Genomic DNA, 17729 nt, shown 5'->3' with positions numbered 1-17729 from the left:
GCGGCATGACGTGGCCGATTGGCCTGTTTCCGGCCAGTAACCTACGGTAGCGTAGGTTACGCCTGGCTGGGCATCTCCTTCATCACCGGAAGGTCATTGGCTGTGAAATTGTCTTCCTGGCTCGACGCGTCCGCCTCGGGTGCGCCCAAGTCGCGCCATGCCGCGGTAAACGTCTTGCGTGGCTTGGCTTCTCGCATCACCACCCCGCTGCTGCCGGACGACTATCTGAGTCTGGCCAATCCGCTGTGGTCGGCCCGGGAACTGCGCGGCCGCGTGGTCAGCGTGCACAAGGAGACGAGCGATTCGGCGACCCTGGAGATCAAGCCAGGCTGGGGCTTCCACTTCGACTATCACCCGGGTCAATACGTCGGGATCGGCGTGCTGATCGACGGACGGTGGCGTTGGCGTTCGTACTCGCTGACATCGGCGCCCGTGCACGCCGGTGGTTCGGGGCGCACCATCACCATCACCGTCAAGGCGATGCCCGAGGGATTTCTCTCGACACACCTGGTCAACGGCCTCGAGCCTGGCACGATCGTGCGACTGGCGGCCCCTCAGGGGAACTTCGTGCTGGACGACCCCGCGCCACCGGCGATCTTGTTCCTCACCGCGGGTAGCGGCATCACCCCGATCATGTCGATGCTGCGTACGTTGGTACGCCGGTCGGCGGCGGCTGAGTTACCCCTGCCGGATGTAGTGCACCTGCACTCGGCGCCCACCGAGGGCGATGTGATGTTCGCCGGTGAGCTTGCCGCGTTCTCCGAGGCGCACCCGTCGTACCACTACCGTCTGCGGACGACGAGAACACAGGGACGTCTGGACCTTTCAACACTGGCCTCGGAGGTGCCGGACTGGGCGCAGCGCCAGACGTGGGCCTGCGGTCCGGAAGGCATGCTCGACGACGCGCAGCGGGTATGGGCCGACGCCGATCTTGCCGATCTGTTGCACCTGGAGCGATTCGCGGTGTCGCGGGCCGCGCCGCACGGGCAGGGTGGTCTGGTCACCTTCGCGCGCAGCGGTAAGCAGCGCGCGGCCGACGCGGCGACCTCGCTGATGGAGGCCGGGGAGGAAGCCGGGGTTCAGATGCCCTTCGGGTGCCGCATGGGGATCTGTCAGACCTGTGTGGTGTCACTGCTGGAAGGGCACGCGCGCGACCTGCGAAATGGTGCCGAGCACGAGCCGGGATCGCGCATTCAGACCTGCGTTTCCGCAGCCTCGGGGGATTGCGTACTCGACGTATGAGGTTAACGGTCTAGTAACCTACGGTGCCGTAGGTTACGCTATCGTAGGCACGAACCGGCGAAGGGAGCTCACGGATGGCGATTTCGGATATCCAGGAATTCGCGCACCTCACCGAGGCTGATGTTGAGGCCCTCGGCAATGAGCTGGACGCGATCCGTCGGGATGTCGAGGAATCGCTCGGAGCCGCCGATGCACGGTATATCCGTCGCACCATCGCCGCCCAGCGTGCCCTGGAACTGAGTGGGCGTGTGCTGCTGGCCGCGAGCAAGAAGCGGTCTGCCTGGTGGGCTGGAGCGGTGACGCTCGGGGTGGCCAAGATCGTCGAGAACATGGAGATCGGCCACAACGTCATGCACGGCCAGTGGGATTGGATGAACGATCCCGAGATCCACTCCTCCAGCTGGGAGTGGGACATGGTGGACCCGGCCTCGCACTGGAAGCAGACCCACAACTACATCCACCACAAGTACACCAATGTGCTGGGCATGGATGACGATGTGGGCTACGGTCTGCTGCGCATCACCCGCGACAAGAAGTGGACACCGTTCAACCTGGGCAACCTCGTCTACAACACGCTGTTGATGCTCCTCTTCGAATGGGGTGTTGGCACACAGCATTTGGAGCTCGGCAAGGTAGCCCAGGGGCGCGCCGACAAGGCGGAGTTCCGCGCCAAGCGTGATGAGGCGCTGGCCAAGATGGGCAAGCAGGTCGCCAAGGACTATGTGGCCTTTCCGGCGCTGAGCGCGCTCTCGCCCGCAGGAAGCTATCGCAAGACGGTGACCGCCAACCTGTTGGCTAACGTGATCCGCAACATCTGGTCCAACGCGGTCATCTTCTGCGGCCACTTCCCGGACGGTGCCGAGAAGTTCACCAAACAAGACCTGGAGAACGAGACACAGGGCCAGTGGTACCTGCGACAGATGTTGGGCAGCGCCAACTTTGACGCCGGTCCGGCGATGGCTTTCATGAGTGGCAACCTGTGCCACCAGATCGAGCACCATCTGTTCCCGGATCTGCCGAGCAACCGGCTCTCCGCGGTGGCGGTACGAGTGCGCGAGCTGTGCGACAAGTATGACCTGCCGTACACCTCCGGGCCGTTCCTGCTGCAGTACGGCAAGGCCTGGCGCACCATCGCCAAGCTGTCACTGCCGGACAAGTACCTGAAGTACACCGCGGACAATGCGCCGGAAACACGCAGCGTCAAGATGTTCGACGAGCTGGAGCCGCGCGAGCGGCGCGGTCTGAAGTCGGCGTTCGCGGCGGTACGTGAACGCAGAAGGGTGCGTCGCGGCGCCAACGCCTGACGAGAAAACCTAAAAGCCCCCGAACGTGCAATGCGTCGGGGGCTTTTAGGTTTGGTGGTGGCCGGGAACTACCCCAGGCCGGATACGGACAGCCACATGGTGGCCCAGGCGGCGACGCCGCAGGCGAAAATGGCTGCCACATTGGCGATTCTACGAACGTAGCTCGTCATCTCTTAACCCCTGACCCTAGTTGGCTGTTTCCTTCGCAGCCACTGATGGAAACGCTAATCGCCATGTGCTGTTCGCGCGATCCGAGAAGGCCCCCGCAACCAAGAGTTAGGCCGTTGTTAACACAGAAAGCAGCTGTCGCACCGCGATCACTCGTTTCGCGGACGCGCCGGTGAGCTCGTCGAGGACGCACTCGGGGTCTGCGGGTGGGCCAAGATGCTGGCAGCCGCGCGGGCAGTCCTCGATGGCCTCGGACAGGTCGCTGAATGCGGCGAACACGTCTGCGGGCTTGATGTGGGCCAAACCGAACGACCTGATGCCGGGGGTATCGATGACCCAGCCCGACGGCTGCAGCGGCAAGGCCACCGATTGGGTGGATGTGTGCCGGCCCTTGCCGACGCCGGTCACCTCACCCGTCGCGCGATCGGCTTTGGGCACAAGCCGATTGACTAAAGTTGACTTACCCACCCCGGAGTGGCCGAGTAGCGCGGTGAGGCGGCCGGTCAGCACATCCATGATGGGCTCCAGGGGCGCGTCGCGTCCCGCGACGATGACCTGAATATCGAGATCTGCGAACTGTGCTGCGAACGAATCTGGATCTGTGAGATCGGTTTTGGTGAGAGCCAGGATGGGAATGAGGCCCCCCGCGTACGCCGCGATGAGCGCACGCTCCACCAGTCCGGTGCGCGGCGGGGGATCGGCTACCGCCACCACGATGAGCAACTGATCGGCGTTGGCCACAAAGACCCGTTCAAACGGATCAGTGTCATCGGCTGTGCGGCGCAACACCGTTCGCCGTTCCTCCAGCCGTACGATGCGTGCCAGCGAGTCGGGTCGGCCGGACAGGTCGCCCACCAGGCTGACGGTATCGCCCACCACGATCGGAGTGCGGCCGAGCTCACGGGCACGCATCGCGGTCACCTGTTCGGTGGGGTCGTTGTTGAGCACGCACCCCCAGCGGCCGCGGTCCACGGTGACCACCATCGCGGGCACCGCGTCGGCGTGATCGGGACGATTCTTGGTGCGAGGCCGCGAGCGCCGGCCCGGCCGGATGCGGGCGTCAGACTCGTCGTACTCGCGTGGACTCAAGAGGCGCGACCGTCAGATTGGGCCAGCATGTCGGCCCACATTCCGGGGAAGTCGGGCAGTGTCTTGCAGGTGGTGGCGATGTCGTCGACGGAAACGCCGGGCACCTTCAGGCCGACGAGGGCCCCGGCAGTGGCCATCCGGTGATCGGCGTACGAGCCCCAGACGCCGCCGTGCAGATCGGTGGCGACGATCCGCAGCCCGTCTTCGGTCTCCTCGCATTGCCCACCCAGAGCGTTGATCTCATGGGCAAGTGCCTTGAGCCGGTCGGTTTCGTGCCCGCGCAGATGCGCGATCCCACGCAGTGTGGAGACGCTCCCGGGTGCGGCGAGGGCAGCCAGTGCCGCCACCGTCGGGGTCAGCTCGCCAACCTCGCCAAGGTCCAGATCGACACCGCCATAACCGGTCTGGCCGATGACCTCCAGATGGGAATCCGTCAGTGACACTGTCTGGGCGAACTGGCGCACCACATTCTCGATCTGGCGGGCGGGCTGAGTGGATTCTCGCGGCCAGCCACTGATGCGCACACTTCCGCCGGTGGCCAACGCCGGCGCGATGAACGCCAGCGCGTTCGACAGGTCAGGCTCGATCACCCAGTGGTGTGCGGGAATTGGCTGCGGATCGATATGCCAGCGCCCGGGGGTGGAATCGTCGACCGCGATACCCGCCTCACGCAGCATCGTCACCGTCATGACCACGTGCGGACCCGACGGCAGCACGTCCGCGGTATTCATCGCCGTCAGACCTTCGGCGAACGCGGCGCCGGAAAGCAGGAGACCGGAAACGAATTGGGACGATCCGGAGGCATCGACACCGACCTGGCCGCCGCGGACCTGTCCCGCGCCGGCCACTGTGAACGGCAGGTGCTGCCCGTCGATGCCGACTCCGATGGCGCGCAGCGCGTCCAGCAGCGGAGCAATGGGACGGGCGCGTGCCTGATCGTCGCCGTCAAAAATGGTGGGGGCGTGACGAAGTGCTGCCACTGGTGGCAGGAAACGAAGGACTGTTCCGGCAAGCCCGCAGTCGACCCTCGAGGTGTCTCCGTCGCCGGTCCCGGGGGAGATCGTCAGATCGGTACCGTCGCCGGTGACGGCAAACCCGAGGGCTTGTAGCGCTCCGATCATGAGATCGGTGTCGCGGCTGCGCAACGCGCCGGACACGGTGGAGGTGCCGCCCTCACGCGCCGCCAGGGCCGCGAGCACGAACGCTCGATTGGTCTGAGATTTCGAGCCGGGCATGGTGATGGTCGCGTTGACGGAACCGTCGATCGTCGGTGCCTGCCAGAGTCCGCTTGTCACCGCCCTATTGTCCCGGACGCATACCTGTGGTGTCGGCCCCGGGTGGCACGATGGCGATATGTGCGGACGGTATGCGGTAACGATCGACCCGGCGCTGCTTGCCGCGGAGATCGACGCAATCGACGAGATAAGCACAGCGAGTCAGGCGTCGGAATCTGCGCAGCAGCTTCCCGTCATCCCGAACTACAACGTCGCCCCCACCGATCCGGTGCTCACGGTGGTGGCGCGGCATCGCGAACCCGGCGACATTCCCACTCGTCGTATTCGCGCCATGCGCTGGGGGCTGGTGCCGACATGGGCCAAGGCGCGCGAAGACGGTCGGCCGCAGGCCAAGGGTGCGCCCCTGATCAACGCCCGGGCGGAGACCCTCACCACGGCCGCCACCTTCCGCGTGGCCGCGCAATCCAAGCGGTGTCTCGTTCCGATGGACGGCTGGTACGAGTGGCGTAAGCAGGAGGGCGCCAAGACGGCGTTCTATATGAATGCCGGCGACGGAAAGCGGTTGTTCGCCGCGGGCTTGTGGTCGGTGTGGAAGCCCGCCGGTCTGCAGGGACAGGACGCGGCGCCGCTGCTGAGCTGCACGATCGTCACCACCGATGCGGTCGGTCCGCTCCAGGAAATTCATGACCGGATGCCGTTGATGCTGGGTGCTCAATCGTGGGATCGCTGGCTGGACCCCGACCGCGATCTGGACCAGAGCCTTCTGCGGGGAACAGGGGACGCAACCGGAATCGACACCCGGCAGGTCTCCTCATTGGTCAACAGTGTCGCGAACAACGGTCCGGAACTACTCGCGCCCGACGACGGATCCCAGCGGGTGGGGGAGCAGATCACCCTGCTGTGACGGATGCGGTCACCGCGTTGGTAAGCCGGACCAGATCATCGGGTGCCAGTGCCATCTGCAGCCCGCGCTTGCCCGCGCTACACAGAATGCGTTCCCAGGTCAGGGCGGACGAATCGATGACGGTGGGTAATGGTTTGCGCTGCCCGAGCGGAGAGATTCCGCCCACCACGTAACCGGAACTGCGTTCGGCCGCCGCCGGATCAGCCATGGTGGCCTTGGCCCGGCCGAGTGCGGCGGCGGCAGCCTTGAGTGAGAGCGTCGCGGGTACCGGGATGACCGCGACCGCCAGATCCGCCCCGCGATCCAGCGAGATCAGCAGTGTCTTGAAGATCTGTTCGGGAACCAACCCGGAACCAGCCAACGCGCGCACCGCCTCATCGCCGAACGCGTTTTCTCCGGACTGGTGTTCATACGGCAATAGTTCATAGTCGACTCGGGCCGCGATCAACGTGGCGACGGCCGGAGTGGCAGCTTTGGCGGCCTTGGAACCCACGATCTGGACAGTAGCGCTCCGGGTCCAGTGAATTTGGAGTTGACAGTCGAGATACTTTGGGAAATACCCCGGCATGCGTCGGTGTTGAGCAGTGTGTCCGCAGAGAGCGGACTATGGTCCTCAACACGGAAGGGGTATTGCAGGTGACAATGGCGTGCCTCGAACGTCCGATGTCGGTGCCGATCCGTATGGTCGGTGTCGCTACCGAAAGGACCGCCGTGACAGACACTGCAGATCCCGTTGATCAGCCGATTCAGGTGGATACCAAGGCGGAAACTGAGGCCGAGCGGGCCGCACGCTTTCAGCGTGACGCGCTCCCGCTTCTGGATCAGCTCTACGGTGCTGCGCTGCGGATGACACGGAACCCCGCCGATGCGGAGGACCTGGTGCAGGAGACGATGGTCAAGGCGTACGCCGGGTTCGGGACCTTCAAAGAGGGCACCAACCTCAAGGCCTGGCTGTACCGGATTCTCACGAATACCTACATCAATATTTATCGCAAGAAGCAGCGCCAGCCTGCGGAGTATCCGACCGAGGAGATCACCGACTGGCAGCTGGCCGCGAACGCCGAGCACACCTCTACGGGGCTGCGGTCGGCGGAGATCGAGGCACTTGACGGACTGCCTGATGACGAAATCAAGGAAGCGTTGAATAAGCTGCCGGAAGAATTCCGGATGGCCGTGTATTACGCGGACGTCGAAGGCTTCCCGTACAAGGAGATCGCCGAGATCATGGATACGCCGATCGGCACGGTGATGTCGCGGTTGCACCGTGGCCGTCGCCAGCTTCGCGAATTGCTGGCCGAAGTGGCCAAGGACCGTGGGTTCCTGCGCAACAATGAGTTGGCGGAGGGCCGGGCATGACCGACGGTGAACTGAAGAACAGTGTCGATAAGGGTGGCAACTGCGAGGTATCGGGTTGCGCCGAGGTGATCGCGGAGGTCTGGACCCTCCTCGACGGTGAATGCAGCGCAGAGAACAGTGCGCGGCTGCGGCACCATCTCGAAGAGTGCCCTGGCTGCCTGCAGCACTACGGCATCGAAGAGCAGATCAAAACACTCGTAGCCCGCAAGTGCGGTGGAGAAAAGGCACCTGACGGGCTACGTGAGCGTCTTAAGTTGAAGATCACTCAGACCACGCTCATCGAGCAGCGGGCCGAGAACTCCTAGCGCTAGCTGTTGGGACGCTTGCCGTGGTTGGCGGCATTGTGCTTACGGCTGCGCTTCTTGCGACCACGCTTGGCCATGGGAATCTCCTTACCGATTAAATGGGTTCCGGGTGCGAGCCCGGCTGACATGCCAGCTGCGCGTGGTGCGCGCCGGTGTGTGTACCCAGTCTCTCATGCCGGGGCGGGTGGTTGAAAGCGTGGATCCCGTAGGTGTGGTTCGATACTGAGGACCGGTAACCGGATGTCGACGAGAGCGAGGTGGCGCGCAGGTGGCCGAGGAAGTACACGCCGAGATCGTGGCCAGCGTGCTGGAAGTGCTCGTCAAGAAGGGTGACGCGATCGCCGAAGGCGACACGATCGTCCTCCTGGAATCCATGAAGATGGAGATCCCGGTGCTGGCTGAGGTGGCGGGAACCATCGGCGACGTGAGCGTTTCGGTGGGCGACGTCATCCAGGCCGGCGACTTGATCGCCGTCATCGACGACTAGATCGCCACCGCATGTCAACTCTCGGTGATCTGCTTGCCGAGCACACCATGCTTCCCGGTGAAGCGGTTGATCATCTGCACGCCGTGGTGGCCGAATGGCAGCTGCTGGCTGACCTCTCTTTCGCCGACTATCTGATGTGGGTGCATCGCGACGACGACTCCTTTGTCTGCGTCGCTCAATGCCGGCCCAACACCGCCCCGACGATCATCGACAGCGACGCCGTCGGCACCGTCGCGAAGATCGCGGATGTTCCGTTGGTGGAGGCGGCGTTCGCTTCGGGGACCATCGAGCGGGAAAGTGATTCGGATCTGACCGAGCACGCCTCCGAGCTGAACGTGGAGGCTGTCCCGGTGCGCTGTGGGGACCGGACCGTGGCCGTACTGACCCACCAGACCGCACTGGCCTCCCGACTCAAGAAGGGCGTGCTGGAGCGCGCGTATCTGGAGTGCGCGGGAGATCTGCTGCTGATGCTCACCGAGGGCACCTTCCCGAACGTGGCGGACCAGGCGATGTCGCGCTCCAGCCCCCGGGTGGGTGACGGATTTATCCGGCTCGACGTATCCGGTGAGGTCCGATACGCCAGCCCCAATGCCTTGTCGGCGTATCACCGCATGGGTTTGGCCAGCGATCTGCAGGGACATGACCTCATGGAGGTCACCAAGCCGCTCATCTCGGATCCCTTTGAGGGTCAAGAGCTCGCGGCGCACGTCCGTGATGTGCTGGCCGGGGGGCCGAGTATGCGCATGGAGGTCGACGCACGTGGTGCCGCGGTGCTCATCCGCACTTTGCCGCTCATCGTGCGCGGCGCGTCGGTGGGGGCGCTGCTGCTGACCCGTGACGTGACCGAGGTCAAGCGCCGCGACCGGGCACTGCTGTCCAAAGACGCCACCATCCGCGAGATCCACCATCGGGTGAAGAACAATCTGCAGACCGTGGCCGCGCTGCTGCGGCTGCAGGCCCGGCGCACACAGAACGAGGAAGCTCGCGAGGCGCTTTTCGAATCGGTACGCCGGGTGTCGTCCATCGCCCTGGTCCACGACGCCCTGTCGATGTCCGTGGACGAGGAAGTCAACCTCGACGAGGTGATCGACCGGATCATGCCGATCATGACCGATGTGGCCACCGTCGACACCAAGGTGCGAGTTTCCCGCGAAGGTGCGCTCGGGGTGCTCGACTCCGACCGCGCGACACCACTGATCATGGTGATCACCGAGCTGGTGCAGAACGCCATTGAGCACGCCTTCGAGGAGGGTGCGCAGGGTCAGGTGGTTATCAGGGCGGAGCGCTCGGCCCGCTGGCTCGATGTCGTCGTGCATGACGACGGGCGGGGATTACCCGAGGGATTCAGTGTGGAGACGTCCGACCGGCTGGGATTGCAGATCGTCAGGACGTTGGTGTCGGCCGAGATCGACGGCTCACTGGACATGCGCAGCGATGCCGAGGGCGGAACAAATGCGGTGCTTCGGGTGCCACTGGGCCGGCGCGCCCGCCTGATGGCCTGAAAGCTTCTGCGCGGCAATCAATCCGGCCCAGAGCAGCAAAGAACCCGGCACCAAATTGTGCCGGGTTCTGCGATGCTGCGGCGTTAGACGGCGCTGCGGGCGCGAGCGCGGGCGTTGCGACGCTTGAGGGCGCGGCGCTCATCCTCGCTGAGGCCACCCCACACACCGGCGTCCTGGCCCGACTCCAGCGCCCAGGTAAGGCACTCGGTCGTCACCGGACAGCGGTTACAGACGAGCTTTGCGTCAGCGATCTGGGCAAGGGCCGGTCCGCTGTTCCCTACGGGGAAGAACAGTTCCGGATCCTCGTCGCGACAGACCGCCTTATGGCGCCAATCCATAGTTGTGCACTCCTTTTTCATCGCGCGCGCCACAAGCGCACGAGATCAATGTTTTTCGGCTGTTAACGCGTGCGTACCAAATGTTTCTGCACTGTTGCTTCCGATCGTTTCACAAGCTCAGCAGAAGTCAATAGCGTGAGTTAACACGTGGTCAATCTCACTCGGGGGTGGTGTCTGCGGACTCCACATTCGTTTGTACTACACTGATCCGATCTGCGCCTTGAATCTGGCGAGATTCCCTCATTTTCCCAGGTGGCTTAGTGCTACCGGTGAGTAACATCACGGCCCGCCCGGGATCGACTACGTCAAGTAGTACATCCGATCTGTCCCAGGTGTGACGTAGACCGCGTCGCTGCTGTGAGTCGGCTGTGTCCGGAACGGGCTGTCGCCCAACACTATTGCCTTGCCGGCCGGTCTCAGGAGAGGGCGTCTGCGGGTTTTGCCGGGGCCACCACGTCGAGAACGTCGGGTTCGGCGGTGAAGGTTAGCTCGCTGCGGAAACCGAGGAAATCGCCGTCGACCTGGGTGGCGATAGGTGCTGACGCGCGTATCCGTACCCATGCGACGTCATCTTCGCGCAGCAGGTGGCTGGCCGCGGGACGGTCCGGGCGGGGTGCGCCCACCATGTGGCGGACCAGGCGAAGGTTGGCCATCACGTTCATGCTCTTCGATGCGAATACGCCCAAACCGCTCTCGAAACCGGTGCCCGGGTTTGTCCAGATGGCGCGCTCGTTGGCGTACGTCCACGGGTTGGAATTGCAGATGAACGCGAAGTGGATGCCCTGCTGCGGCTCCTGGCCGGGCAGCTCGACGGTGAGGGTTGGCTGGTGGCGCGCGGCGCGGAAGAAGCTCAGCACCGCGCGTGTCACATACCGTCCGGCCGTGACCTGCTTGCCCTTGTTGCGGTGAGCCTCCATGGCGGCGACCACCTCGCCGTCCAGGCCCATTCCGGCGTTGAAGATGAACCAGCGCTCGCCGCAATGCCCGAGGCCGATCCGGCGCCACCGTCGCTGGTCACGGCGGTGTGCATCGAGCAGATCGACCACCTGATTGGTGGCTTGCACAGGGTCGGCCGATATCCCCAGCGTTCGGGCGAACACATTGGCCGAGCCGCCGGGTACCACCGCGATGGCGGGCAGCGGCCCGGGCGCGGGATGTCCCGGCTGGCCGAGCAGGCCGTTCACCACCTCGCTGACTGTGCCGTCGCCGCCGTGTACGACGATGACCGCCGCCCCCTCGTCGGCTGCGCGCCGGGCCAGCTCGCTGGCGTGGCCCCGGTGGTCTGTGTGCAGAACCTGAAGATGCACTCGACTCTCGAGCGCGTGAGCCAGCAGGTCACGCCCGGCCGCCGTTGTCGAGGTGGCATTGGGATTCACGATGAGGACCGCACGCACGGGGCATGAGCCTAGCGGGACCTTCTCCACGCAAGCTGCCGATCGCCGCGGCGAAGCGTCCACCTAGGCTTGTCGGGTGACCACAGCCGTTCCGAATACCGTTCGCCGCGCCGGGACGATCGTTGCCGGTGAAGGTGCCGTGGGGCTGGTCATCGCGGTGGTCCTGGTGGTGCGGGCGGCGGGTGGCGCCGACCAGCATCTGGTGAACGGGTACGGCACCGCCGCGTGGTTCGCGGTATTCGGCACCGCTGTCCTTGCGGCGGGTCTGGCCCTCGCCACGGGGAAACGTTGGGGCAGAGGGATCGCGGTGATGATGCAGCTGCTGCTCCTGCCCGTCGCGTGGTACGCGGCTGTGGGATCGCATCAGCTTGCGCTGGGCGTACCGATCGCCATCGTCGCCGTGGTGGCGCTGACGCTGCTGTTCAGTCCCACCGCTCAGATATGGGCCACCGGCGACGAATCCGGCCCCGACGAATCCGACTAGCGGTCCGAGGCCAGCTGCGCCAAAGCCGGGCCCTGCAGCCGGTAAGTGATCCAATCCGATTGCGGATTTGCGCCTATCGAGTCGTAGAACTTGATGGACGGTGTATTCCATTCCAGCACAGCCCAATCCAGCCGGGTATAGCCGTTGGCCACACATTCGGCGGCCAGCGCCGACAGCAGGGCCTTCCCCAGGCCGGTGCCGCGCTGTTCGGGCTTGACATACAGGTCCTCCAGATAGATGCCGTGTTGACCGGTCCAGGTGGAGAAGCTCAGGAACCACACGGCGGTGCCGCAGACCACCCCGCCTGCTTCTGCGACATGTGCGAAAAGTGCCGGAGCCGGACCGAATAGCGCCTTATGAAGTTGCTCCCGGCTGATATGGCACTCATCGCGCGCCTTCTCGTACTCCGCCAGATCCTCGATCAGGCCGACGATGGCCGGGACATCCGCTTCGGTCGCGCGGCGAATCTGGCTGTTACTCACTCTGGGCTCCTAACCCTGCCAATATGGTCCGGAATTTGACGGTGGTCTCCGACAGTTCGTCCTGGGGATCCGATTCGGCGACTAGGCCGCCGCCCGCGTAGGCGCGGATCGCCGTGCCGTCCGCCGACAGCTCGGCGCAGCGGATCGAGACGGCCCAACGGCCGTCCCCGCTGCTGTCGCACCAGCCGACTGCGCCCGCATAGAACCCGCGATCACCCTCGATGCGTGCGATCAGATCGGCTGCCGCCTCGGTGGGGGTACCGCACACCGCCGGAGTGGGGTGCAATGCCATTGCCAAATCAAGTGCAGTGGTAGAACTTTGGCGTAACCGAGCACTGATGGAGGTGCTCAGATGCCAGAGTGCTGCGGTACGACTCAGCGTCGGCTCCGGCGGAACCTGGACATCGACGCACAACGAGGACAGATCCTCGCGCAGCTGATCGATCACCACGGAGTGTTCGTGGCGGTTCTTGTGCGAGCCCGCGAGGTCTTCGCCCGTGCGCCGGTCTTGCGATGGATCACTGGACCGAGGGGCCGAACCGGCGAACGGGTGACAGATCACCATGTCTCCGTGGCGCTCCACCAACAGCTCGGGGCTGCAGCCCACCATGGTGTGTCCACGGAACCGCTCGCCTGCGGGGGAGAGGTCCACGCAGAAACTGTTGGCGTCGGGGTCGTTTCGGATCAGCCGATGGGTCAGCACCAAGGCGTCCACCGGGGCATCGGCCTGTAACTCCAGCACCCGCGCAAGGACCACCTTGGACAGGCCCCCGGCGGTGTCACGCAGCACCTCGACGGCCTCGGTGACACGCCGCAGATGCTCAGAGGGCTCCGGTACTTGTTGTGTCACATGAATATTCGGCATGGTGCCGTAGAACTCGTGGGGCTGCCCGCGCTCAACTGTCGCCGGAACCGTCAGTGCTGCGGGCCTGGAGGTGTCAAAAGGTAGCGCACCCACCAGCATGCGGTGCCGGCCTGCGCGCAGGGCTTCGGCGGCACTCGCGACATCGTCGTAGGCCCTCTCGCGGCCATACGCGTACAACGCGTCGGCCGCCCGCGACATCACGAAATGCGGGTACGCGGGCGAGTCGGTGGCCGTCATGGTCAGCTAGACGGTACCGGGTGCCTGTACCCGGTCAGCCCAAGTGCGGCCACCTGACGCTGGCCGTGCTCATGCCCGCCCACCGCGATCGAGGCCGTGGCCATGCCCAGCCGGGTGCCCTCTTCCAGCGGCAGGTCGATCCACCTGGTCATGAGGGCGCGCGAGAAGTGGCCATGACCGACCAACAGCACATCGCGCTGGGTGAGCTCGGCGGCGATCTTGGCGATCACCCGGTCGGCCCGGGCCTGCACCTGTGCCACCGACTCGCCGCCGGGGCAGCCGTGCGTCCATACCAGCCAACCCGGGTCGTTCTCGCGGATCTGCGGTGTGGTCAGGCCCTCGTAGTCGCCGTAGTCCCATTCGGCGAGCTCCTCGTCGGTTGCGTCGATCGTCAGACCCGCCAGTTCGGCGGTCTGGATCGCCCGTCGGCGCGGACTGCTCACCACAACCGGATCATTTAGATCGAGATTGGCCAGCACCTCGCGCGCCGCCACAGCCTGGGCGCGACCGATTTCCGTGAGATCCAGATCGGTGCGACCGGTATGCCTGCCGATCTTTGACCACTCCGTTTCGCCATGACGTAGCAACAACATTCGGTTCTGAGGGGCAGACACGCACTTGATTGTGCCGTACCGACTTCCGTCGTGATCGTGTTCGGCATGCCAGTATGTGGACGTGACTCGGGTGCTGGCGGTAGCCAATCAAAAGGGTGGGGTGGCCAAAACCACGACGGTCGCGTCCCTCGGCGCGGCATTGGCCCAGGCCGGCAAGAAGGTGCTGCTGGTTGACCTCGACCCACAGGGCTGTCTGACGTTCTCGTTGGGGCAGGATCCGGACCGCCTGGGGGTCTCGGTGCACGAGGTGCTGCTGGGGCAGGCCGATATCAAGGAGGCGTTGCTCACCACCGCCGAGGATCTGACGCTGCTACCTGCGAACATCGACCTGGCCGGCGCCGAGGCGATGCTGTTGATGCGGGCGGGACGCGAGTACGCGCTGAAGCGGGCGCTCGAATCGCTGGGGGACGACTTCGATGTGGTGATCATCGACTGCCCGCCCTCCCTGGGGGTGCTGACACTGAATGGTTTGACGGCGGCCGATTCGGTCATGGTGCCGCTGCAGTGCGAGACCCTGGCGCATCGAGGTGTCGGACAGTTCCTGCGGACGGTGACCGACGTACAGCAGATCACCAACCCCGGGCTGACGCTGTTGGGTGCGCTGCCCACCTTGTACGACTCGCGGACCACGCACAGTCGCGATGTGCTGTTGGACGTGGCCGACCGTTACGAGCTGCCGGTGCTCGCGCCGCCGATTCCCCGAACGGTGCGCTTCGCCGAGGCGAGTGCTTCGGGTGCCTCAGTGCTCGCGGGCCGCAAGAACAAGGGCGCGCTGGCCTATCGCGAGCTGGCGCAGAGCCTGGTGAAGCACTGGAAGAGCGGCAAGGCCATGCCGACCTTCACCCCACCGGTGGACTGAGTCGGGCACTCCGCGCGGGTTATCCCAGCGCGAAGACGCGTGACCCGCGCTGCTCCACCAACGTGTTGCCGACCACGGCGCTGATGACAGGACCCTTTTCGTCGGCCGGATCACGTTGTACGGCAATGGATTTCCGGAATTCTCCGGTGGCCATGTTGAAGACGTCGATCCCGCCCTCGACGGGGATCAGTAACTCACCGGCCATGGCCGTACCTGGCCCCAGTGGCTTCTTGGTGGTGGGTAGGACGAATCGGTAGGAGAGATCGAAGCCGCCCAGCACCAGCACCTGATTGCCCGTCCACCAGGTGACGACGTCGCCGGCCTGGGCGGCAGTGTTGGACTGGACCACCTCGCCCGGTAGGGCTGTCGCGCCGACGCGCATGCCGTGGTCGTCGAAGACCACCAGCTCATTGTGCGTGCCGGGCAGATACACGGCCGACCGGGTGTCCGCGACCGCGAGCACCTTGGCCGCGGAGCCGCGCTCGACTCCGGGCAGCGCCGCCGAGTAGAGCTCCTCGGGCTTGTCGTTGTCTTTTGGTGTGGGCTTTTGCAGCGTCAGCCGCAGGGTGGAGTCCTGCGGGCAGGTTTCCAGCACCGCGAGCACGCTGGACCCGACGGCACCCGATTTCAGCGTGCAGTCCACGCGGGGCTGGCTATTGGGGTTCAGGGGAGCGACGACTCGCCCGTACTCCAGGGTGCGCACCATGTCCGAACGCCACAGTTCCAGCCGGGTACTGCCGAGCGCCAGCACGTAGGTGCCATCGGTCGACAACGACACCTTCGGGTCATTGGGGCTGCTGCGCAGCGGGCCCCGGCGGCCGGTCTGTCCGTCGATCATCGTGACCTGGCCGCATCCGCGTGCGTCTCGGTAGACGGCCACCGCGTCGTCGATGAAGCCGATCACGCCGCACAGATCGAGATTGCGGCGCGCGTAAGACCACAGTTGGGCCCCGGTTACCGGGTCATGGGCCACTACTTCGTGTCCGTCGGCGCTGACGACCGCACCGCTGGCGATGACCGGCCCCTTCGTGGCTCCACTGGTGGCGGACCATAGTTCGCGCACCGAGTCGGGAACCCGGGTAGCACTCATCGGGCGTTTGATGTCCCCGGCTGCGGGATGGCTGACGGTGGCGCGGGCGTCGCTGGTCCACCAGATCGTGACACCGGTAGCGGCGACCACCACGGCGATCACCGCCGCAGCAATGATGTCGGCCCGTGTGCGCCGCTCCGGTGCGATCACGCCGTGGCGGTGGTGGCAGCGGCCGCGTTCGGACGCCGACGGCGGCGGCGACGGCGTGCAGCAGCAGGCTGGTCGCCTTCGGCGGTAGCCACTGCCGCGGGCGCTTCGGCCACCGCACCATCGGCGGGCTCGCCCGCGCGGGTACGCCGACGGGTGCGGGTCCGCTTGGGCTTGTCGCCTTCGGTGCGCTCGGCCCGGGGCTCACGGCGCTTCGGTCCGCCGGCGAACTTGGGACCGACCGAACCGGTCACATCGGCGGGGATGTTCAGCTCGGTGAACAAATGCGGTGAGGTGGAATAGGTTTCGTCGGGGTCGGGCACGCCGAGGCCGAGTGCCTTGTCGATCAGCTGCCAGCGCGCGATGTCATCCCAGTCGACGAGGGTGACCGCGATGCCGGTGCGCCCGGCCCGACCGGTGCGTCCGATGCGGTGCACATAGGTCTTGTCGTCCTCGGGGCACTGGTAGTTGATGACGTGGGTGACATCGTCGATGTCGATGCCGCGGGCGGCCACGTCGGTTGCGACCAGCACGGTGATCTCACCGGAGCGGAACGCGGACAGCGCCTTTTCGCGCGCGATCTGACCGAGGTCACCATGTACCGCGCCGACGACGAAACCGCGCTCGGCCAGCTCGTCGGAGACCTTCTGGGCGGTGCGCTTGGTGCGGGTGAAGATCATGGTGGCGCCGCGGCCCTCGGCCTGCAGGATGCGGCTGACCAACTCGATCTTGTCCAGCGCGTGTGCGCGGTACACGAACTGCTCGGTCGAGTCGTGCACCGACGACGAGTGGGGCGCCTCGGCCCGGATATGGGTCGGACGATTCATGAACGTGCGGGCCAGGGTGATGATGGCATCGGGCATGGTGGCCGAGAACAGCATCGACTGCCGCCCCGACTCGGCGGACGGCGCCAGCGCCAGAATGCGCTCGATATCGGGCAGGAAGCCTAGGTCCAGCATCTCGTCGGCCTCGTCGAGCACCAGCATCGCCAGGCCACCCAGCTGCAGGTGACCCTGCTGTGCCAGGTCGAGCAGGCGTCCGGGCGTTCCGACAACGACATCGGCTCCGGCGCGCAGCGACTCGATCTGCGCCTCGTACGGGCGTCCGCCATAGATGGAGACGACGCTGAAGTCGCGGTCGCCGGCCGACAGGTACTTGGATGCCTTGATGAGGTCTTCGTAGACCTGGATGCACAGCTCGCGGGTCGGCACCACGACCAGGGCGCGCGGGGTGCCGTTGAGCGGCCGGTCCTCGACGCCGGTGGCGATGCGGTGCAGCAGCGGGACGCCGAATGCGTAGGTCTTGCCCATACCGGTACGGGCCTGGCCGATGAGGTCGGAGCCGCCGAGGGCGAGGGGCAGGGTGAGCTCCTGGATGGCGAACGGATGCTCGATTCCGACCTCGCGTAGGGCGCGAACGATCTCGTCGCGGACCCCGAGCTGGGCAAAGGTGTGTTCGATGTGACTCATGGGGGTGTACGTACCTTTCGTGTTTTCGCTCAGCGCGCACGATCGGTAGGTCGGATTCCTAGGATTCCAAGGGGCCGGGCTCGCGTCTATCGGCGAGGGCAGCACGTGCACGCACATTTCCTGTGGGAGAAATCCCTGGGTGCTTCGTGGTCAGGGCG

21 protein-coding genes are annotated in these 17729 nt (G+C 65.4%); 9 read left to right on the top strand and 12 right to left on the bottom strand.

Annotated elements, in window-relative coordinates; genetic code table 11:
• The first annotated feature begins 66 nt into the window (after nucleotides 1-66).
• Together AOT83_RS21220 and AOT83_RS21215 are read left to right on the top strand one after the other, a co-directional pair.
• On the top strand, nucleotides 67-1242 hold the full coding sequence (locus AOT83_RS21220; RefSeq protein ID WP_199340752.1) for a ferredoxin reductase: 1176 nt from the start codon (nucleotides 67-69) through the stop codon (nucleotides 1240-1242).
• 74 nt (nucleotides 1243-1316) lie between these two features.
• Nucleotides 1317-2546, top strand: a complete 1230-nt coding sequence (locus AOT83_RS21215; RefSeq protein WP_057964427.1) for a fatty acid desaturase — start codon at nucleotides 1317-1319, stop codon at nucleotides 2544-2546.
• Nucleotides 2547-2822: 276 nt separating this feature from the next.
• Here AOT83_RS21215 and rsgA read toward each other — a convergent pair whose 3' ends face one another.
• A complete protein-coding gene (gene rsgA / locus AOT83_RS21210; protein WP_057964426.1) occupies nucleotides 2823-3803 on the bottom strand; it encodes a ribosome small subunit-dependent GTPase A in 981 nt (326 codons plus the stop codon).
• Nucleotides 3800-5098 carry a 3-phosphoshikimate 1-carboxyvinyltransferase gene (aroA, locus tag AOT83_RS21205; RefSeq protein WP_057964425.1) on the bottom strand — a complete coding sequence of 433 codons (1299 nt, stop codon included), beginning with the start codon at nucleotides 5096-5098 and terminating at the stop codon, nucleotides 3800-3802. The genes rsgA and aroA overlap by 4 nt, the downstream gene beginning before the upstream one ends.
• Nucleotides 5099-5156: 58 nt before the next feature.
• Between aroA and AOT83_RS21200 the strand changes: the two genes are divergently transcribed.
• Nucleotides 5157-5942 (top strand): SOS response-associated peptidase, encoded by a 786-nt coding sequence (locus AOT83_RS21200; protein WP_057964424.1) that lies wholly within the window; start codon nucleotides 5157-5159, stop codon nucleotides 5940-5942.
• Here the strand turns inward: AOT83_RS21200 and AOT83_RS21195 are convergent.
• A complete protein-coding gene (locus tag AOT83_RS21195; protein ID WP_057964423.1) occupies nucleotides 5929-6435 on the bottom strand; it encodes an aminoacyl-tRNA deacylase in 507 nt (168 codons plus the stop codon). The two genes, AOT83_RS21200 and AOT83_RS21195, sit on opposite strands and share 14 nt — an antisense overlap.
• 149 nt (nucleotides 6436-6584) lie before the next feature.
• Between AOT83_RS21195 and AOT83_RS21190 the strand changes: the two genes are divergently transcribed.
• Entirely contained in the window at nucleotides 6585-7298 is a 714-nt protein-coding gene (locus tag AOT83_RS21190) for a sigma-70 family RNA polymerase sigma factor (protein WP_030096931.1), read from the top strand.
• Nucleotides 7295-7603 (top strand): mycothiol system anti-sigma-R factor, encoded by a 309-nt coding sequence (gene rsrA, locus AOT83_RS21185; protein WP_030096932.1) that lies wholly within the window; start codon nucleotides 7295-7297, stop codon nucleotides 7601-7603. The genes AOT83_RS21190 and rsrA overlap by 4 nt, the downstream gene beginning before the upstream one ends.
• Before the next feature lie 2 nt (nucleotides 7604-7605).
• Here rsrA and AOT83_RS28365 read toward each other — a convergent pair whose 3' ends face one another.
• On the bottom strand, nucleotides 7606-7731 hold the full coding sequence (locus AOT83_RS28365; protein WP_256364553.1) for a hypothetical protein: 126 nt from the start codon (nucleotides 7729-7731) through the stop codon (nucleotides 7606-7608).
• Nucleotides 7698-7889 (bottom strand): hypothetical protein, encoded by a 192-nt coding sequence (locus AOT83_RS28460; protein WP_075908119.1) that lies wholly within the window; start codon nucleotides 7887-7889, stop codon nucleotides 7698-7700. Before AOT83_RS28460 ends, AOT83_RS28365 begins: the two co-directional genes overlap by 34 nt.
• Between AOT83_RS28460 and AOT83_RS21180 the strand changes: the two genes are divergently transcribed.
• Complete coding sequence (locus AOT83_RS21180) at nucleotides 7872-8090, top strand: biotin/lipoyl-binding carrier protein (protein ID WP_005056341.1); 219 nt, start codon at nucleotides 7872-7874, stop codon at nucleotides 8088-8090. The genes AOT83_RS28460 and AOT83_RS21180 overlap by 18 nt on opposite strands.
• Nucleotides 8091-8101: 11 nt before the next feature.
• Nucleotides 8102-9592, top strand: coding sequence for a sensor histidine kinase (locus tag AOT83_RS21175; RefSeq protein ID WP_030096933.1), 1491 nt, complete (start codon nucleotides 8102-8104; stop codon nucleotides 9590-9592).
• Nucleotides 9593-9675: 83 nt separating this feature from the next.
• Here the strand turns inward: AOT83_RS21175 and AOT83_RS21170 are convergent, their stop codons facing one another.
• Nucleotides 9676-9930 (bottom strand): WhiB family transcriptional regulator, encoded by a 255-nt coding sequence (locus AOT83_RS21170; protein WP_005056343.1) that lies wholly within the window; start codon nucleotides 9928-9930, stop codon nucleotides 9676-9678.
• Nucleotides 9931-10346: 416 nt separating this feature from the next.
• Entirely contained in the window at nucleotides 10347-11324 is a 978-nt protein-coding gene (locus tag AOT83_RS21165; protein ID WP_057964422.1) for a diacylglycerol kinase family protein, read from the bottom strand.
• A 76-nt stretch (nucleotides 11325-11400) separates the two neighbouring features.
• On the opposite strand from AOT83_RS21165, the gene AOT83_RS21160 reads away from it, so the two are divergent.
• On the top strand, nucleotides 11401-11808 hold the full coding sequence (locus tag AOT83_RS21160; RefSeq protein ID WP_057964421.1) for a hypothetical protein: 408 nt from the start codon (nucleotides 11401-11403) through the stop codon (nucleotides 11806-11808).
• Here the strand turns inward: AOT83_RS21160 and AOT83_RS21155 are convergent.
• From AOT83_RS21155 to AOT83_RS21145, 3 genes are read right to left on the bottom strand one after another with little or no spacing between them, the layout of a single operon-like run.
• On the bottom strand, nucleotides 11805-12290 hold the full coding sequence (locus AOT83_RS21155) for a GNAT family N-acetyltransferase (protein WP_057964420.1): 486 nt from the start codon (nucleotides 12288-12290) through the stop codon (nucleotides 11805-11807). The two genes, AOT83_RS21160 and AOT83_RS21155, sit on opposite strands and share 4 nt — an antisense overlap.
• Nucleotides 12283-13392 carry an isochorismate synthase gene (locus AOT83_RS21150; protein ID WP_057964419.1) on the bottom strand — a complete coding sequence of 370 codons (1110 nt, stop codon included), beginning with the start codon at nucleotides 13390-13392 and terminating at the stop codon, nucleotides 12283-12285. Before AOT83_RS21150 ends, AOT83_RS21155 begins: the two co-directional genes overlap by 8 nt.
• A gap of 2 nt (nucleotides 13393-13394) precedes the next feature.
• A complete protein-coding gene (locus tag AOT83_RS21145; protein WP_030096938.1) occupies nucleotides 13395-14006 on the bottom strand; it encodes an acid phosphatase in 612 nt (203 codons plus the stop codon).
• 61 nt (nucleotides 14007-14067) lie between these two features.
• Here AOT83_RS21145 and AOT83_RS21140 point away from each other — a divergent pair, with 61 nt between their 5' ends.
• A complete protein-coding gene (locus tag AOT83_RS21140) occupies nucleotides 14068-14865 on the top strand; it encodes an AAA family ATPase (protein ID WP_030096939.1) in 798 nt (265 codons plus the stop codon).
• 19 nt (nucleotides 14866-14884) lie between these two features.
• Here AOT83_RS21140 and AOT83_RS21135 read toward each other — a convergent pair whose 3' ends face one another.
• Both AOT83_RS21135 and AOT83_RS21130 read right to left on the bottom strand, forming a co-directional pair.
• A complete protein-coding gene (locus tag AOT83_RS21135; protein ID WP_057964417.1) occupies nucleotides 14885-16105 on the bottom strand; it encodes a hypothetical protein in 1221 nt (406 codons plus the stop codon).
• A complete protein-coding gene (locus AOT83_RS21130) occupies nucleotides 16102-17571 on the bottom strand; it encodes a DEAD/DEAH box helicase (protein WP_057964416.1) in 1470 nt (489 codons plus the stop codon). The genes AOT83_RS21135 and AOT83_RS21130 overlap by 4 nt, the downstream gene beginning before the upstream one ends.
• Between the last annotated feature and the right edge of the window lie 158 nt (nucleotides 17572-17729).

The organism is Mycobacteroides sp. H001 (assembly GCF_001440005.1).
Lineage (GTDB): Bacteria > Actinomycetota > Actinomycetes > Mycobacteriales > Mycobacteriaceae > Mycobacterium > Mycobacterium gwanakae.
The sequence above is the reverse complement of the archived record's forward strand: the minus strand, read 5'-3'. Positions and strand labels throughout refer to the sequence as shown.

Excerpts from the sequence above, each read along its gene's own strand:
- AOT83_RS21215 (WP_057964427.1), top strand. The coding sequence starts at position 1,317 with ATGGCGATTTCGGATATCCAGGAATTCGCGCACCTCACCGAGGCTGAT.
- AOT83_RS21200 (WP_057964424.1), top strand. The coding sequence starts at position 5,157 with ATGTGCGGACGGTATGCGGTAACGATCGACCCGGCGCTGCTTGCCGCG.
- AOT83_RS21190 (WP_030096931.1), top strand. The coding sequence starts at position 6,585 with ATGGCGTGCCTCGAACGTCCGATGTCGGTGCCGATCCGTATGGTCGGT.
- rsrA (WP_030096932.1), top strand. The coding sequence starts at position 7,295 with ATGACCGACGGTGAACTGAAGAACAGTGTCGATAAGGGTGGCAACTGC.
- AOT83_RS28365 (WP_256364553.1), bottom strand. The coding sequence starts at position 7,731 with ATGTCAGCCGGGCTCGCACCCGGAACCCATTTAATCGGTAAGGAGATT.
- AOT83_RS21175 (WP_030096933.1), top strand. The coding sequence starts at position 8,102 with ATGTCAACTCTCGGTGATCTGCTTGCCGAGCACACCATGCTTCCCGGT.
- AOT83_RS21170 (WP_005056343.1), bottom strand. The coding sequence starts at position 9,930 with ATGGATTGGCGCCATAAGGCGGTCTGTCGCGACGAGGATCCGGAACTG.
- AOT83_RS21150 (WP_057964419.1), bottom strand. The coding sequence starts at position 13,392 with ATGACGGCCACCGACTCGCCCGCGTACCCGCATTTCGTGATGTCGCGG.
- AOT83_RS21130 (WP_057964416.1), bottom strand. The coding sequence starts at position 17,571 with ATGAGTCACATCGAACACACCTTTGCCCAGCTCGGGGTCCGCGACGAG.